The organism is Micromonospora sagamiensis, from assembly GCF_014680085.1.
Classification (GTDB): Bacteria; Actinomycetota; Actinomycetes; order Mycobacteriales; family Micromonosporaceae; genus Micromonospora; species Micromonospora inyonensis.
Window position 1 is genome coordinate 3,962,715 of the sequence record NZ_AP023438.1, and the last position, 16,787, is coordinate 3,979,501.

Consider the following 16,787-nt stretch of genomic DNA (forward strand, 5'->3'; position numbering starts at 1 on the left):
CACGCACCGGTGCCGCACCCGGCCTGAGGGCGTGCTGCCCCGCACCCGGTCGAGGTGGAAGGAGGGGCCCCCTGTTACCGCTTTTTGTGTAGCAGGGGCCCCCTGCAAACCCCCGACCGGCGGCGACTGCCGGCACCTCGGACCGCCCGGATAGGCTGGGCGCCGCTATGGACTCCCGTACCGGTCTCCCCGTTGTCGGCATGGTGGGCGGTGGCCAGCTGGCCCGGATGACCCACCAGGCCGCGATCGCCCTCGGCCAGTCACTGCGCGTGCTCGCCCTCGCCCCCGACGACGGCGCGGCCCTGGTCGCCGCCGATGTGCAGTACGGCGATCACACCGACCTGGCGGCGCTGCGCACCTTCGCCAAGGGCTGCGACGTGGTCACCTTCGACCACGAGCACGTGCCCACCGGGCACATCCGCGCCCTGGCCGACGAGGGGGTGACGCTCTACCCGCCGGCCGACGCGCTGGTCCACGCCCAGGACAAGCAGGTCATGCGGGAGAAGCTCAGCGCGCTGGGCGCCCCGGTCCCCGCTTGGCGACCGGTCACCGTCCCGGGCGACCTGGTCGACTTCGGCACCGGCGCCGGCTGGCCGGTGGTCCTCAAGGCGGCCCGGGGCGGCTACGACGGCCGGGGTGTCTGGCTGGTCGAGGACCCGGACCAGGCCGCCGAGCTGGCCGGCACGTTGCTCGCCGCCGGCACCCCGCTGATCGTCGAGGAGCGCGTACGGCTGCGCCGCGAGCTGGCCGTGCAGGTGGCCCGCTCGCCGTTCGGGCAGGTGGCCGTCTATCCGGTGGTGGAGACGGTGCAGCGCGACGGCATCTGCGCCGAGGTGCTGGCCCCCGCGCCCGACCTGCCGGAGGAGCTGGCGATCGCCGCGGGGCAGCTCGCCATCGATCTGGCCACCGCGCTCGGCGTGGTCGGCCTACTCGCCGTGGAACTCTTCGAGACCCCGACCGGGCTGGTGGTCAACGAGTTGGCGATGCGGCCGCACAACTCCGGGCACTGGACCATCGAGGGCGCCCGGACCTCGCAGTTCGAGCAGCACCTGCGGGCGGTCCTCGACTACCCGATGGGGGACACCTCGCTCACCGCGCCGGTCGTGGTGATGGCGAACGTGCTCGGCGGCGAGCCCGGTGGCATGGGGATCGACGAGCGGCTGCACCACCTCTTCGCCGCCGAGCCGGGCGCGAAGGTGCACCTCTACGGCAAGCAGGTCCGACCGGGCCGGAAGATCGGGCACGTCACGGTGCTCGGTGACGACCTCGACGACGTACGGGCGCGGGCCGCGCGGGCCGCCCGTTGGCTGCGCGAGGGCCACCAGTGACCGCGCGGGGCGAGTTCGTCGGCCCCGCTCCCGCCAACGAAGGGAAGGCCAGCGTGAGTACCGTCGGGCTGATCATGGGCAGCGACTCGGACTGGCCGACCATGCGGGCCGCCGCCGAGGCGCTCGACGAGTTCGGCGTGGCGTACGAGGTGGGCGTGGTCTCCGCGCACCGGACCCCGGTCAAGATGATCGAGTACGCCCGCTCCGCCGTCGACCGGGGGCTGAAGGTGATCATCGCCGGGGCCGGCGGTGCCGCCCACCTGCCGGGCATGGTCGCCTCCGCCACCCCGCTGCCGGTGATCGGCGTGCCGGTGCCGTTGAAGCACCTCGACGGGATGGACTCCCTGCTCTCCATCGTGCAGATGCCGGCCGGCGTGCCGGTGGCCGCCGTGTCCATCGGCGGTGCGCGCAATGCCGGCCTGCTCGCCGTGCGTATCCTCGCCGCCGCCGACCCGGTCCTGCGGGAGCGGATGACGGCGTACCAGGCCGGGCTGGAGCAGTTGGTCGCCGAGAAGGAAGCCGCGCTCCGCGCCTCGCTGGGCTGAGCACACCCCGGGCTGAGCACACCCCGGTCACGGTGCCCGCCGGACCTCGTCTGTTCTTCGACACGTGGTTGCAGGGGTCCCCTGCTACTCAAAAAGCGGTAACAGGGGACCCCTCCTACCACCCCAGCCGGGGCGGGTCCTACCACCCCCAGCCGGGCGGCGGGGAGCCTCAGGGCAGGGCAGGGCGGTGCGGCCGGGTCAGCGCATGCCGCGTAGGGCGGTCTGGAGACGGTCCTGGGCGCGGCGGCGTCGCTCGTTGCTCGCGCCCAGCACGAGCAGCACCAGGCCGACCAGGAGCAGCACCAGCCACGGCCCGAGGCTGAACAGCGCATGCAGGGCGGCGATGCCGGTGACCACCGCCCCGACGATCACCGGGGCCTGCTGCTGGGTCATCGAACCCCAGACCAGCACGGCCACCGCGCCGAGCAGCAGGAGCACCTGCCGGAGCATGCTGGAGTCGGTGGCCAGCACCATCGCCAGGGTCGGCACGAACGCGGCGACCAGCGCCGGCCCGTACGCCACCCAGCTGCTCAGATCCGGTCGCTCCCGCAGCTCCATCATCCCGACCAGCAGGGCGAGCGCCGCGAACGGCAGGGTGTACGCCTCGGGAAGCGCCACGTCGGCGACCCGCATCAGGATCCACCAGGCGACGATCTCGCAGGCCACCACCGACCAGAACAGGATGCGTCGCTCGGCCGGGCGGCGACCCGGCCGGGTGGCGGCCACCCCGAGCACCGCGCCCCAGCCGGCGAGCAGGGCGGCGATGTGCCGTGGCGAGTCGAAGGCCAGGGCCAGCGCGATCAGCGCGGCGGCGTACCCGCTCCACTCCACGGTCGCCGCCTCGCGGTGCGCCTCCGGCCGGCGCAGCCGGGGCAGGCGGGCGGCGAACACCTGGAGTGCCGCGCCGACCGTCAGCACCCCGAACGCCGACCAGACCGGCGCGAGCCCGGCGACCAGGCCGATGGTGAGGACCAGCAGTTGGGCCATCAGCGAGGCGAACAGCCAGCCGAGGATGCGGGCCCGCTCGGTGCTGCCGAACAGCGCCGCGACCGTCCCGACCGCGACCGCCCCGGCGAGGGTGAAGACGGTGAGGTCCCGGGTGGCGAGGCTGCCGGCCAGCCCCGCCCCGCCACCGGCGAGCCCGATGCCGAAGGTCAGCGCCCGGGTCCAGCGCAGCGACCGGGCCCGCTCGACCAGGGGCGGTGGCGGGGTCAGCGCCAGCCCGAGCATCGCCAGGGTGAACACCGCCAGCGCGGCCAGGGTGGTCTGCGGCCAGCCCAGGCCGAACGCGATCGGCGTGATGAGCACGGTGACCGCCAGGCCGGGCAGCACCACCGGGACCGCCCGGAAGTACTGTCCGCCGCTGAACGCGGTCGCGCCGAGCGCCGCGCAGATGGTGAGCAGCAGGGCGGTCAGCACGTGGGTCGGGTCGGCCGCCTCGGCCGGCGGGGTGAACAGCTGTGGCGGCGGCCCGTCCCAGACCTGCGACAGCGTCCCGTACGGCTCGACCAACGCGACCACCAGGGCCGGCGCGATCGAAATCACGGCCAGCGCGACCGGCAGGGTGGCGGCGGCGAGCGCGCCGGCCGCCGGGCTGACCCGCCAGCGCCGGTCGGCGAGCCGGTCCGGCATCCGGCGCAGCGCCCCGTCGACCAGCACCGCCCAGCGCCCGACCGGCTGGGCCGAGGTGGCCGGTGGCACCGTGGCGGCCCGGACCAGTTCGGCGAGGACCCCGAGCAGGGCCGCCGCCGCCGCGAAGACCCCGACCGGCAGGCCGGTGGGGATCGCGGCGAGCGCACTGACCGTGGCTCCGGCGGCGATGCCGAAGCTCGCGTACGGCAGGTACTGCGGCACCCGCCGCCGGAGGGCGGCCACCGCGGCCAGGCCGATGCTGGACGCGGCCAGCGCTGCGGTGAGCAGCACCTCGGGGCCGTGCCCGGCCTCGGCGGCCAGGGCGGCGACCACACCGGGCAGGGCGAGCAGGGCCGCCGCCGTGCCGAGGCCGCCGATGGTGGCCAGGTGTGGCGGCATGCCGGTGGTCTCGATCCGCTCGACCTGCCGGGCGGCGAACGTCCGGGCCAGCCCGGCGACCGTCGCCCCGACCAGCACCACGATGCTCAGTGCCAGTGCGGTGGTCCAGGGCCGGACCAGCCCCGCGCCCACCCCGTGCAGCGCCACCAGGGCGGCCACGGTGGCCCGGGAGAGCGCGGCCCGTGGATCGGCCGCCGCGACGGCGGCCATCCCGAAGACGGTGGCGACCGTGCCGCCGACCAGCACCGGCGACCACCAGGGCAGGTCGAACGCGGCGGCCGCGCCGATGGTGGCCAGCACCGCCGCCGCGCCGGAGACGTCGTGCTTCCATGGTTCGGGCAGGAGGATCGCGGCGGCGACGCCGAGCAGGACCAGCGCGACCGGAGCCTGCGCGGTGGTGCCGCCGGTGGGCGCGGCCGGCCAACCGGTCAGGTCACCGGCCCAGATCGGCCCGGGTACCGCGATCACTCCGAACCCGCCCCGCAGCGCCATCCAGCCGGCCAGCGCGGCGACGATCGCCCCGGCCACCGCCATGCCCAGGACCGGACCCCGCCGCCACTCGTCCGGCAGTGTCCGGGCGGCGACCGCGACCAGCAGCACCAGCGCCGCCGCGACCACCAGTTGCGCACCGGGGGCGAGCACCGCCGCGATCCGCAGCAGGGTGGCGACGAGCGCGGCGGTGGCCGCCGCCGCGGCGAAGTCGGAGCCGTCGAGGGCGAGGTCGGCCCGGCCCCGGGCGTCGATGGCCGGCGCGAGGAAGAGCAGCAGCGCGGCGGCGAGCAGCAACGCCGCGACCCAGGCGTCGGCGGAGGTGGCGCCGGGGGCGACGAAGGCCGCCCCCGCGACGATCACCGCGCCCAGCCCGGCGCCCACCGCCAGCGGCGGACTGATCTCCCGTTGCGACACCTGGACGATCGCCGAGTAGCCGAGCGTGACGCAGACGGCCAGGAAACTGGAGGCGAGGATCGGGACGGTGACCTCCCGCAGGGCGGCCGGGGTGAGCACCGGACCGGCGGGGGTCAGCGCGGCGACGAAGGCGGCCACCGCCCCGGGCAGGGCGAACGCCGCGCCGCCGGCCGCCCAGGCGGTGATGGTGTCCGCTGCCGCCGCCGAGGCGACCCGGACCCGGGGGGCGAGGGTCACCAGTACCCCGCCCGCGAAGAGGGCGAGCAGCACGGCGGCGGTGAGCGCCGGCCGGGCCAGCGACGCGCCGGCACCGGCGAGCCCGACCACGGCGGCGGCGCCGACATGCGCCCGGGCGGCCCGGACGGTGCGGGCGGAGAGCCCGACCAGACCGAGACCGATGGCGGTGAGCACCAGCGGCCACGGTGCGACGGCCCAGCCCAGCCCGAACGAGGCGGGTACGGCCAACGCGGTCACGGCGGTCCCGGTCACCGCGAACTCCCGCCGGATCTCCCCCGGGAGCGCGAGCACCGCCGCGACGGTGAGCAGCAGCGCGCTGGTGGCGAGCTGCCAACCGACCGGGCCGGCGGCCTCGGCGAGGACGGCCGGGTAGCGGTCGAGGTCGGCGGCCCAGGCGGGCAGCGCCGCGTTGACCGGGGCGAGCCCGGCGTACAGCGCACCGGACCCGACGAACAGCCCGGTGACGGTCAGGGCCACCGCCGAGGCGAGCTGTGGCCCGCGCCGGATCGCCGCCGGTACGGCCCGGACGGCGAGGCTGGTCAGGGCGATCACCAGGGAGATCAGCAGGATCACCTGGCCGGGCAGGGCGACCGCGGCGACCCGGCTCAGCGCACCGATCACGGCGAGGGTGGCGATCGCGGCCCCGAGATCGGGCAGGGGCGGGCGGCGTACCGCCATCGTCCCGACCAGGGTCACCCCGGCGGCCAGCAGGAGCACGACCGCCGCGCCGAGCGTGGCCGGCAGGGTGTCCGCGCGTAGCAGCGCGGTGACCGCGTACGCCAGGGCGAGGGCGAGCGCCACGGCGTGCAGCGCCCAGGCCAGCTCCGCCAGCCAGGGCACCGGTCGGGCCGGGGCCGCCGGCCGGACACCGGCCCGGAAGGCTCCGGTGTTCGTCGACGGGTCGCTGAAGACCTCGTCGGCCTCCTCGGGGGCACCCTCCGGCCGGGTCGCGGCCCGGCTCCGGTCGGCGGCGACCGGTGACGGGACGACCGGGCGCTCGGTGGTCAGTGGGGAACGGGCCAGCCAGAGGTCGATCGCGGCGACCACGGTGAAGACCAGTGCCCACCCGGTGGCCCCCCGCACCAGCCCGGAGGCGAGCAGGGGCAGCACCGGTTGCACGGCGAGCACGGCGGCGAACCGGGGCACCCGCAGGCCGGTCCAGCGGGCGTAGCCGTAGCCGACTCCGGCGGTGACCGCGAAGACGAGGCCGGCGAAGACCGTGCCGGGTACCGCGTCCGCGCCGGACCCGGCCACGGCGTGGAGCGCGTACCCGTCCAGCGGTACCAGGATCAACCCGACCGCGGCGATGGTCTCGGCCGTGGACACCAGCGACCGCCGCGCGACCGCAGGCGCGGCGAGCAGCATCAGTGTGGTCGCGGCGAGGAGGATGAGCAGCCGGGCCAGCGCGTCCATCGAGGACGTCGCCACGCCCGCGAAGACCACCGCGGCGACGCCGATCAGCAGCGCACCCAAGCCGAGCGGGATGTTCTGCACCTCCCGCGAGGACGCCTCCGGCGGATGCTCCGGGTCGTCCGCGTCGAGCCAGGTGGCGGTGGTGGTGGTCGGCGGGTCGTCCGGCGGTCGGTTGCCCTGGCGGGGCACCCGGGGCGGGGCGCCGGTGGAGCCCCCGGTCGGGACACCTGTGGAGTCCCCGGCCGGTGCGCCGGGGGGCCGGCGCGGGCCACGGCGACGGAGCACCCGGCGGGTCTTGGTGGCCTGTTTCAGCTTCTCCTCGCCGGCGTGCGCGAGGATGTCCCGCTGGAAGAGCGCCGCCTGCATCTTCTGGGCGATCTGCCGCTGCTCACGGGCGATCTCGGCGTCCCGCGCCTTCATCTCCGCGATGGACCGTTCGACCTCGGCGATGTGGGCCGCCCACTGTGGTTGCTCAGCCCCGCACACCGGACAGCGGCGTGCCGGCTTGATCTCCCGACCACACGAGGCGCACTGGAAGCTAGCCACGAACAACTCCTCCGCCCGGTCGCCCCGCACTGTGGAATCCCACTGTGGCAGCATGCCCAAACCCGGCACGGATTTCGACAGTTGTCGCCGCATCGCGGCCAGAAAAGTCGCGGACAGGCGCGGGGCCGGTCGCGGAGAGTGCTCCCCGACCGGCCCCGGTCACCTGGTCGGAGGTGCTCCGACCAGGGTCAGGCGTCAGGGGCGACCCATGCCCCGGTACTCCCAGCCGGCCTGGATCCAGAGGGCCGAGTCCAGGCAGTTGCGGCCGTCCACCACCCGGCGCTCGGCGACGAGTTCGCCGAGGACGACCGGGTCGGCGTTGCGGAAGTCGGCCCACTCGGTGAGGACGCAGACCAGGTCGGCCCCGGTCACCGCCTCGTTCATGCTCGGCTGGTAGCTGAGTTCGGGCATGGCCCGGCGGGCGTTCTCCATGCCCTCCGGGTCGTAGACGCGGACGTCCGCGCCGGCCTTGCCGAGCAGCGCGGCGACGGCGAGCGCCGGGGCGTCGCGGACGTCGTCGGTGTTGGGCTTGAAGGTGGCCCCGAGCACCGCGATCCGGGTGCCGGTGAGGTCCGGTCCGGCCGGGCCGTACCGGCGGCCGAGCAGGTCGGCGCTGAGTTGCAGCACCCGGCTGCGGCGACGCAGGTTGATCAGGTCGACCTCGTGCAGGAAGCGCAGCGCCTCGCCCGCGCCCAGTTCCTGGGCCCGCGCCTGGAACGCGCGGATGTCCTTGGGCAGGCACGCGCCACCGAAGCCGAGACCGGCCTGGAGGAAGCGGTTGCCGATCCGCGGGTCGTACCCGATGGCCCGGGCGAGCTGGGTGACGTCGCCACCGGCGACCTCACAGACCTCGGCCATCGCGTTGATGAAGGAGATCTTGGTGGCGAGGAAGGCGTTCGCGGCGACCTTGACCAGCTCGGCGGTGGCGAAGTCGGTGACCACCAACGGCACCTCACGGTCCTCGGTGGCGGCCAGGTCGAAGACGCCCTTGTGGGCGGCGTAGAGCATGCCGTTGGCCCACTCGCTCTTCACCCCGACCACGATCCGGTTGGGACGCAGCACGTCGTCGACGGCGAATCCCTCCTGGAGGAACTCCGGGCTCCACGCCACCTCGACGCCCAGGTCGGGCGAGCTGTGCTTGCCGACCAACTGCTCGACCCACTCGGCCGTGCCGACCGGCACGGTCGACTTGCCGACGATCAGTGCCTTCCGGGTGAGGTGCTGGGCCAGGCTGCTCACCGACGCCTCCACGTAGGTGAGGTCGGCGCCGAGGCCGTCGGCGCGCTGCGGGGTGCCCACGCAGATGAAGTGCACGTCGCCGAACTCGGCGGTCTCGGCGATGTCGGTGCTGAACCGCAGCCGACCGGCGGCCAGGTTGCGCTTGAGCAGCTCGTCCAGGCCGGGCTCGTGGATCGGCACCTCACCGGCGTTCAGCTTGGCGATCTTGTCCACGTCGACGTCGTAGCCGAGCACGTCGTAACCGAGCTCGGCATAGCAGATGGCGTACGTCGCACCGAGGTAGCCGGTGCCGAGGAAGGTGACCCGGGGCCGCGGGGCACCGGAGGGGGGAGTCACCGCCGGGATGGCCGGCATCGGCTGGGTGTTCGGGTACGGGATCGTCACGCCTGTCTTCTCCGCTCGCGCTGGCGGCGCTTCGTCGCGTCGCAATCGGCTGCGGCGCCTGGCCGGGCACCGAGTGACAATTTTGTCGTCTTCATGGTCCGCTGGCTCTGTGGGGGCCGTTGAGCCAGGAGCCTACGCGCCGGTAGGGATCACCTGAACCCTGGTCGCTATCCTTCAGTCTGCGTGGTCCGTGGCCCACGAAGCCACGGTCTGCGCATGATAGCGGCGAAGGGGAGGGGCCAACATGGCCGCAGAGCAGTCGTTCGACGTCTACCGGTTGCCCGAGGAGCACGAGGCGATCCGGGAGGCGGTCCGGGAGGTCTGTGAGGCGAAGGTCGCCCCGCACGCCGCGGAGGCCGACGAGACCGGCGAGTTCCCGAAGGCGTCGTACGACGCCCTGCGGGCCGCCGACTTCCACGCCCCGCACATCCCGGCCGAGTACGGTGGTGCCGGCGCGGACGCGCTGGCCACGGCCATCGTGATCGAGGAGGTGGCCCGCGCGTGTGCCTCGTCCTCGCTGATCCCGGCGGTCAACAAGCTGGGCACCATGCCGCTGCTGCTGGCCGGCTCCGAGGAGCTCAAGCGGCGCTACCTGACCCCGGTCGCCGCCGGGGAGGCGATGTTCTCGTACTGCCTCTCCGAGCCGGAGGCGGGCAGCGACGCGGCCTCGATGACCACCCGGGCCGTACGTGACGGGGATCACTGGGTGCTCAACGGGGTCAAGCGGTGGATCACCAACGCGGGCGTCTCGGAGTACTACACGGTATTCGCCGTGACCGATCCCACAGCCCGGTCCCGGGGGATCTCCGCCTTCGTGGTGGAGAAGTCGGACCCGGGGGTCAGCTTCGGCGCGCCGGAGAAGAAGCTCGGCGTCAAGGGCTCGCCCACCCGCGAGGTCTACTTCGACCAGGTGCGCATCCCGGCCGACCGGATCATCGGTGCCGAGGGCACCGGCTTCGCCACCGCGATGAAGACCCTGGACCACACCCGGGTCACCATCGCCGCCCAGGCGCTCGGCATCGCGCAGGGCGCGCTCGACTACGCCAAGGGGTACGTCAAGGAGCGCAAGCAGTTCGGCAAGCCGGTGGCGGAGTTCCAGGGCATCCAGTTCATGCTCGCCGACATGGGCATGAAGTTGGAGGCGGCCCGGCAGCTCACCTACGCCGCCGCCGCCCGTTCCGAGCGCGGCGACGCCGACCTGACCTACTTCGGCGCGGCGGCGAAGTGTTTCGCCTCCGACGTCGCCATGGAGGTCACCACCGACGCGGTGCAGCTGCTCGGCGGTTACGGCTACACCCGGGACTACCCGGTCGAGCGGATGATGCGGGACGCCAAGATCACCCAGATCTACGAGGGCACCAACCAGGTGCAGCGCATCGTCATGGCCCGCCAGCTCCTGCGCGACTGACCGACGCACCGACCGGTCGCCGTCCGGGCGGCCGGTCGGTGTCGACCACCCGGTGCAGGTGCTCGACCAGCATTCGACCGTGCGGGGTGAGCCGGTCACCGGCGAGCAGCAGCTCGGCGACCTCCCGACAGGCGGCCCGGGTCCGGCGGAACTCCGTCCGGGCCCGGCGCAGCCCGTCCGGCCGCGACTCGTGGCGCTGCTGGCGACGCCAGAACCGGGCCACGCTGACGTGCGCGTAGAGGCCCTGGAGCAGTGCCGGCAGCGGACGCGGCCCGACCCGCCAGGGCGCGGGGAGCCGGACGTCGTCGCCGGGCCGCAGGAGCGGGAAGAGGTTCTCCAACGCGGCGAGCTTGTTGTGGGCCAGCTCGTGCACCAGGGTCGCCGCCGTGGTCGCGGCGTCCCCGCCGCCGGAGAGCGCGACACAGCCCACGCCGGCCGGGAACGTCCCACTGATCAGGGCCGCCCCGGCCTCCGCCGGCGCGCCGGTACCGGTCAGCTCGGCCGCTCCGGGCGACAGCGGCATGACCATGGCGACCGCCGCGGCCAGCTCGTCGGCGTACCCCCGGTGGCCGGTGGCGAGCAGCCGCCAGCCCGGGGCGAGCGCTGTCCGCCACCGGGCCGCCTCGTCGGGGCGCACCGGGGTGGCCGGGCGGGAGAGCGACCAGAGGTCGTCCAGCCGCAGGTCCAGTCCGCCACCGGCGTGCAGCCGGGGCACCGGCCACCAGCCCGTGCCGGGACGCGGCGGCACGCCGTCGACGGTCACGCCGTGCGGCGTGACCGCCAGCGCGACGTTCGCCGGGCCGCCCGTGGCGAGCCGGATGTGACCGACCGTGGGCAGCGGGAACGCCGATCCGGGTGGTGTCGGAAACCCGACGGTGGCCGGCACCCCGGCACGGCGGGCCGCCGCCACGGCGACCGGCGCGAGCATGGCCGGCCACCCGCCGCCACGCGGATCACCGCCCACGGCGTCCGCGTCCGTCGGCGCCAACCGGGCGAGGGTCTCCGCCGCCCAGGCGCTCACGCTGGGGTACGTCAGCACCCGCCGTACCGCGTCCGGGTCGGTCCGGCGGAGCCCGCCGAGCAGCCGCCAGGCCTGCCGGACGGTGCCGGTGTGCGGGTGGCCGAGATCGGCGCACCGCTCGACGAGTTCACGCAGCGTCAACAGGTTCCGGCTGTACTGGGCGGCCAGCAGAACCCGGACGGCGGACCGCCCGCCACCGCCCCGGGCCAGCGCCAGGAACGTTTCGGGAGCCATCACGTGCCGGTCGGCGTGCCGCGACGACCGTGCCGGGTCACGCACCGTTCCCCCGAACTGACAGCTGAATATCGATGAACGCTACGATATGTTACTGGCGGAGCGCTGGCTGTGCTGCTTACGGTGTGGTTCTCGACAGATCGAAGGTGGGGCGAAGCATGCCGGAAAGGATGAGCAGTCATGACCGCCCCCTGATATCCGACCTTCTCAAGGCGGAGGACCTGGACCCGTCGGATCTCGACGCCCTGCCCCGGAAACTGCTGCGGCAGTCGTTGCGGCGGCTCATCGACGAGACCGGCGAACCCCGTGGGCACTTCCTGTGGTTCCCCAACCAGACCAGCGACCCGGGGGTCGCGCCGGCCACCGGGCGGAGGCGAGTGGGGACCGACCGAATGGAGAGGGATGGACATGACGGGTGACCGCCGTCCGGACGGGTCGGAGCCGCGATGACCGGACCGGTACCGTCCCGGTCGGACAGTGGTCCGACCGGGGCCAGCGTGGTCGCCTTCCTGGCGCCGACCAGCCGGACCGGGCGGACCAACCTGGTCAGCAACCTGGCCTGGATCCTGGCCCGGACCGGCCGCCGGGTGCTCGTCGTCGACGCGGGCCGGGGCACCGTGCGGGTGCACGAGCACCTGCGCATGTTCCACACCGACGAGGGGCCGGTCGCCGACCAGCTTCCGACGGAACTGGCCCGGTCGCTCTTCCCCGCCTCGGTGGGGCCGGCCCGGCAGTTCGCCGAACAACCCGTCCTGCGCCGGTACGCGGCCCCGCCCGGCCGGCTCGACGTGGTCTGGATGCCCGAGTCCACCCCGTGGCCGCCGGAGGAGCCCGACGACGCCTCCTTCACCGAGCTGCGCCGGCAACTGCGCCGCACCGAGTACGACGTCGTCCTCCTCGATCCGGTCGACACCGACCCGACGGTGGGCCGCTGGGCGGCGGTGCTCTGCGAGGCGGTGGTGATCTGCTTCCCGTACCGCTATCCCCGGCTGCCCGAGGTGGCCGCGCTGGCCCGGCAGGTGCACCGGGCCGCGCCCGCCGGGGTCCGGCTGGTCGGTGTGGCCACCGCCGTCGACGAGCCCGACCCGGCCCGCGCCGCACAGCGGCGGGACACCATCCGCCGGGGGCTGGGGGCCGCGCTCGACGACTCCGCCGCGTCGTTCGGGATGGCCCTGGTGGAGGTGCCCGGAAGCGCGACCGGGCAGACGCTCGCCCCGCTGCTGGAGCCCTCGCCCCACCGGGACCGGCTGCTCGCCGCGTACGGTGACCTGCTGCGGCTGGTCACCGACGGCGCGCTCGGCACCGCCGGGCCCGAGCCGGAGTCGTTGCGCATCCGCTACCGGTACGGACTGGGTCGGCAGGCCGCCGACGACCAGAGTGAGATCCAGCTGGCTTACCCGGCGCGCCAGCGGCCCTGGGCGGACTGGCTCCGTGCCGAACTGGCGGCGGTGGGCGTCCGGGCCCAGCCGTGGCCCCCGGACGACGAACGCCGACGTCCCACCGGCCGGACGACCGTGCTGGCGGTGGTTCCGGCGGACGACTCGGAGGAACAGTGGCGCGACGGTGTGGTCGGCGCGGTGCGTGCCGACCCGGAGACCGAACTGCTCGTCGCCCGGACCGGCCCGGCCACCGTCGACGCCCTGCCGCACGAGGACGTCCGGGGGATCGACCTGACCGGGTGCACCGAGGAGCAGGCCCGCGAACGGCTGCGCGGCACGCTCGGGCTGGCCGGGATCCGTCCGGTGCCGACCGAACGGCCCTGGCGGCCGGGTTTCCCCGGCGGCCGGGAGGAAGCGCCCCGGGAGTTCCAGCTGCCGGCCCGGCCCCGCCTCTTCGTCGGCCGGGACCGGGAACTGGCCGAGCTGCGTGACCTGCTGCTGGCCGGTCCACCGGGGCGGCCGGTCGTGGTGACCGGACCGGCCGCCGTGGGCAAGACCAGCCTCGTCGGCGAGTACGCGCACCGCTTCCGCTGGGACTACGACCTGATCGTCTGGATCGCCGCGGGCGGGCTGCACGACGTCCGGGCCGCGTTGACCGAACTCGCCGCCGAACTGGGCGTCGAGCCGCGCGGCAACCCGGTCCAGGAGGTCCTGCACGAGCTGGGCCGGCGCAGCGGGCAGTGGCTGGTCGTCTACGACGGCGCGGGGAACGAGGAGCTGTCCGACCTGCTGCCGGGCGGCTCCGGCCACGTCGTGCTGACCCGCCGGTCCGACGCCGATCCGACGCCGGGCGCGGTGACCGTCACCGTGGGCGACCTTGTGGAGGCGGACGCCGTGCGCCTGCTCACCGCACGGGTGCGCGGGCTCTCCCGGGTGCCGGCGACGGCGGTGGTGGAGACGGTCGGGGCGTCCCCGCTCGACCTGCGGCTCGCCTCGGGCCTGCTCGGGCAGGCCGGCGTCCTGCTCAGCTCGGCGCACGCGGTCGCCGACTCCCGTGGTGCCGACACCGCGGTGCCGGCGTTCTGCGCGGCGGTCGCCGAGCCGGCCGGGGAGCCCGCCGCCGCCAGGATCGTGCGCGTGGCGATGGCCCTTATGCAGGAGGACTTCAGCGGGCGGGTCGCGGTCGTGGTGGCGCAGATGTGCGCCTTTGCCTCCCCACTGGGGCTCTCCCTGTCGATCCTCGGGTCGCGACCGATGCGGGCGCAGGTCGCGCGCGGCCTCTCCGACGCGGACGGCGCGATGCTGCGCGCCGACGGGTGGGAGATGGACCGGGCGCTGGCGGCGGCGGTCCGGTTCCGGCTGGTGGAGGTCGCCTGGGGACGGGGTGGCGTGGTGCGGATGCACCCGGCCGTGCAGGCGACCGTCCTGGCCGGTATGTCCGACCAGGAGCGTGAGACGCGGCGCGGCCAGTTCCTTCTCGGCCTCGCCGACGCCGCGCCCCGGACGATCGCCGCCGACTCACCGGTCCGACGCGAGCTGCACCGGCACCTGATCAGCTCCGGCGCGCTCGACGTGGACGGTCCCGACGAGGTCCGGCGGTGGCTGGTCGAACAGCTCGAACATCTCATCGCCCGGGGCGACGGAGAGGCCCCGGACGCGCTGCGCCGGTGGCGTCGGGCGCTCGACCGGTGGCTGGCCCGCCACGGCTGGCAGGACCGGTTCACCCTGCGCCTCGCCACCCGGCTGGCCGACGTCACCCGATCGCTCGGTCACGGCGCGGAGGCGCTGGAGCTGAGCCGGACGGCGCTGCGCGAGGGAACGGCCCTGTTCGGCCCCGACCATCCGTGGGTCCTGGTGACCCGCCGGGGCCTGGCCGGTGACCTGCGCGGGCTGGGCCAGTTCCGGGCCGCGCTGGTCGAGGACCAGGCCACCTGGCGTGGCTTCCGGGACCAGTTCGGCAACGACCACCCGGAGACCCTGATCGCGGCGCACAATCTGGCCAACTCGTTCCACCTGGCCGGACGGACCGACGAGGCGCTGCGGGTCGCGGAACGGGCCCGGGACCGCCGGGCGCGGCTCTTCGGCGGGCACAACGCGGACACCCTCTGGCTGATCAGTGACATCGGCAGCTTCCGACGGGATTTGGGCGACCTGGAGGAGGCCCGCCGACTGCTCGCCGAGGCGTACCGGCGGCGGGGCGGGCGGGGTCGCGGTGACGAGGACACCCTCCTGCTGCGGATCCTGCGCAACCGCGCGGTCACCGAGCGGCGACGCGGCCAGCTCGACCAGGCGAGGAAACTCAACGGCCGGGCGTACCTCGCCCTCCGGCGACTGGTCGGGGAGCAGAACCCGCTGACCCGGTCCTGCCGGCTCAGCCTCGCCGTCGACTACCACCTGGCCCGGGACGGCGAGCACGCGACGCGGCTGATCGAGGAGAGCCTCGCCGGGTACGAGCACGACCTCGGCCCCGCGCATCCCTTCACGCACATCTGCCGCAGCCTGCGCGCGGTCGTGCTGCGTGCCCAGGGCCGGCTCGACCAGGCGGTGGCCGACGCGGAGAAGGCGGCGGCCGGGCTCACCGCCACGCTCGGCGAACCGCACCCGTGGGCGATCGGCGCGCTGGTCAACCAGGCCACCGTCGTCGCCGCGGTCGGCGGGCCGGCGGCGGCCGAGGACCTGCTACGGACGGCCGTCGAGCAGGGGCGGGACTTCCTCGGGCCGGACCACCCGTGCCTGCGTAGCGCCCGCCGGGCGCTGGCGACGGTGGTCAGCGCGGGCGAGGTCACCGGCCAGAGCCGCGAGAGCGGGGTTTCCTTCGACTTCGTCGACATGGAGGTGCCGGAGACATGAGCGGGCAGACGCCGGCCGACGCGCCGGCCACCGGAACCACCCCGCCGGCCGATCGTCCGGCCCCGTCGGGCGCACCTGCCACCCCCGGCGGGGACGCGCCCCGGCGGCGGGTCACCGTCACGCTCGGCACGCACCTCGGCGACCGACGTCCGCCGTCCCTCGGACTGTGCGGGGAGCTGATGGAAGAGGTGGGCAGCATCTCCCACCTGGCCCGCTACCGCACCGGGACCTGCGACTTCGCCCTCGACGCGTGGGAGCCGGCTGGCCCGCACGGCCCGCTCGGCCTGACCGTCGACGAGCGGCAGCTCATCGGCCGGGACGTGGTGCACGTGATGACCGACCTGGACGACCAGCTCCGCCCGGTGTGCAGCGGCGACCTCGTGCGACTCCTGCTGCACACCGAGCGGGGTGCCCTGTTCAGCCTCTCCGTGCTGCGGGAGCAGTTCCTGGTGGCGCTGGGCTGGTCCAGCGGCACCCCCGACCAGCTTCCGCCGCAGGACCCGTCCGTCCGCGCCGCCGACATCGAGCTGGCCGAGCTGGCCAACCGGATGCGGGAGATGGTCAGCCAGCAACGCACCGACTACGGCGGCTGGCTCGGGCTGAACGAGCCGCTGCTCAACTCCGGCATCCGGGACGTCCGGCCGAGTTCCGGCCCGCCCGCGTCCCCGGTGGACCCGGACGACGCGGCCCCGGAGGACGCGGCCCTGGCGGAGACCGGGTCGTCGGTGGGCGTGCCGCCGACACGGCGTCGGGTGGGACGGCCCGCGCCGGACCAGCTCGCCGCGACCTGCCGCCGCCACCTCAGCGTCGACGACCTGCACTACGTCGCCGTCTGCCGGGCCGGCCGGGTGGAGGCCGCCGAGGACGTCCTGGACGACCCCCGGCTGACCCGCTTCTTCGACGACATCACCCCGCAGCGGCGTCGACACCTCTACGCCCTGCTCGGGCAGCGCATCGACGTCCACCTGCGCACCCTGGTCCGGGCCACCCACCTGGCCCTCGGCTCCCGGGTCCGCCGGCTCGTGCTCGACGTCGAGCAGGGGTCCCTGTTCTGCTACCCGGTCGGGCTGGACCGCTACCTGCTCGGGGTCACCCTGGACCAGCACCTGGTCTGGGCCGCCGACGAGAAGGCGGCCCGGCTCGCCCGTCGACTCGACGGGTGACGCGGGTGCCGCTCCGGACGGCCCGGCTGCCCCGGGGCACGCGCTCCGGGCGGGGAGGCACTGTGCCCCGGGTCCGCCGCCGGTGGCGACCGTCCCGGCCGGC

General features: G+C 74.8%; 9 protein-coding genes. 6 read left to right on the forward strand and 3 right to left on the reverse strand.

Annotated elements, in window-relative coordinates; translation table 11 throughout:
• Positions 1–167: 167 nt before the first annotated feature.
• Both IGA62_RS17535 and purE read left to right on the forward strand, forming a co-directional pair.
• Positions 168–1,328, forward strand: coding sequence for a 5-(carboxyamino)imidazole ribonucleotide synthase (locus IGA62_RS17535; protein ID WP_145819836.1), 1,161 nt, complete (start codon positions 168–170; stop codon positions 1,326–1,328).
• Between the two features lie 53 nt (positions 1,329–1,381).
• Positions 1,382–1,873, forward strand: coding sequence for a 5-(carboxyamino)imidazole ribonucleotide mutase (purE, locus tag IGA62_RS17540; RefSeq protein WP_145819834.1), 492 nt, complete (start codon positions 1,382–1,384; stop codon positions 1,871–1,873).
• Positions 1,874–2,071: 198 nt separating this feature from the next.
• On the opposite strand, the gene IGA62_RS17545 is transcribed toward purE, so the two are convergent.
• Positions 2,072–7,006, reverse strand: a complete 4,935-nt coding sequence (locus tag IGA62_RS17545) for an SCO7613 C-terminal domain-containing membrane protein (RefSeq protein WP_145819832.1) — start codon at positions 7,004–7,006, stop codon at positions 2,072–2,074.
• 195 nt (positions 7,007–7,201) lie between these two features.
• Positions 7,202–8,629, reverse strand: a complete 1,428-nt coding sequence (locus IGA62_RS17550; protein WP_145819830.1) for a UDP-glucose dehydrogenase family protein — start codon at positions 8,627–8,629, stop codon at positions 7,202–7,204.
• Between the two features lie 244 nt (positions 8,630–8,873).
• Between IGA62_RS17550 and IGA62_RS17555 the strand changes: the two genes are divergently transcribed.
• The gene (locus IGA62_RS17555) at positions 8,874–10,037 is read left to right on the forward strand and encodes an acyl-CoA dehydrogenase family protein (protein ID WP_145819828.1); all 1,164 of its coding nucleotides are present in this window, start codon (positions 8,874–8,876) and stop codon (positions 10,035–10,037) included.
• On the opposite strand, the gene IGA62_RS17560 is transcribed toward IGA62_RS17555, so the two are convergent.
• On the reverse strand, positions 10,009–11,292 hold the full coding sequence (locus IGA62_RS17560; RefSeq protein WP_145819826.1) for an aKG-HExxH-type peptide beta-hydroxylase: 1,284 nt from the start codon (positions 11,290–11,292) through the stop codon (positions 10,009–10,011). The genes IGA62_RS17555 and IGA62_RS17560 overlap by 29 nt on opposite strands.
• Positions 11,293–11,462: 170 nt before the next feature.
• On the opposite strand from IGA62_RS17560, the gene IGA62_RS17565 reads away from it, so the two are divergent.
• From IGA62_RS17565 to IGA62_RS17575, 3 genes are read left to right on the forward strand one after another with little or no spacing between them, the layout of a single operon-like run.
• Positions 11,463–11,711: a hypothetical protein gene (locus IGA62_RS17565; RefSeq protein WP_145819823.1), complete on the forward strand. Its 249-nt coding sequence runs from the start codon at positions 11,463–11,465 to the stop codon at positions 11,709–11,711.
• A gap of 27 nt (positions 11,712–11,738) precedes the next feature.
• The gene (gene fxsT, locus IGA62_RS17570) at positions 11,739–15,521 is read left to right on the forward strand and encodes an FxSxx-COOH system tetratricopeptide repeat protein (protein ID WP_145819821.1); all 3,783 of its coding nucleotides are present in this window, start codon (positions 11,739–11,741) and stop codon (positions 15,519–15,521) included.
• Positions 15,518–16,684, forward strand: a complete 1,167-nt coding sequence (locus IGA62_RS17575) for a hypothetical protein (RefSeq protein WP_145819819.1) — start codon at positions 15,518–15,520, stop codon at positions 16,682–16,684. The genes fxsT and IGA62_RS17575 overlap by 4 nt, the downstream gene beginning before the upstream one ends.
• The last annotated feature ends 103 nt before the right edge of the window (positions 16,685–16,787 follow it).

What these genes read in the sequence shown, in the direction of transcription:
- fxsT (WP_145819821.1), top strand. Translation starts at nt 11,739, where the DNA reads ATGACCGGACCGGTACCGTCCCGGTCGGACAGTGGTCCGACCGGGGCC.
- IGA62_RS17565 (WP_145819823.1), top strand. Translation starts at nt 11,463, where the DNA reads ATGAGCAGTCATGACCGCCCCCTGATATCCGACCTTCTCAAGGCGGAG.
- IGA62_RS17555 (WP_145819828.1), top strand. Translation starts at nt 8,874, where the DNA reads ATGGCCGCAGAGCAGTCGTTCGACGTCTACCGGTTGCCCGAGGAGCAC.
- IGA62_RS17575 (WP_145819819.1), top strand. Translation starts at nt 15,518, where the DNA reads ATGAGCGGGCAGACGCCGGCCGACGCGCCGGCCACCGGAACCACCCCG.
- IGA62_RS17560 (WP_145819826.1), bottom strand. Translation starts at nt 11,292, where the DNA reads ATGGCTCCCGAAACGTTCCTGGCGCTGGCCCGGGGCGGTGGCGGGCGG.
- IGA62_RS17535 (WP_145819836.1), top strand. Translation starts at nt 168, where the DNA reads ATGGACTCCCGTACCGGTCTCCCCGTTGTCGGCATGGTGGGCGGTGGC.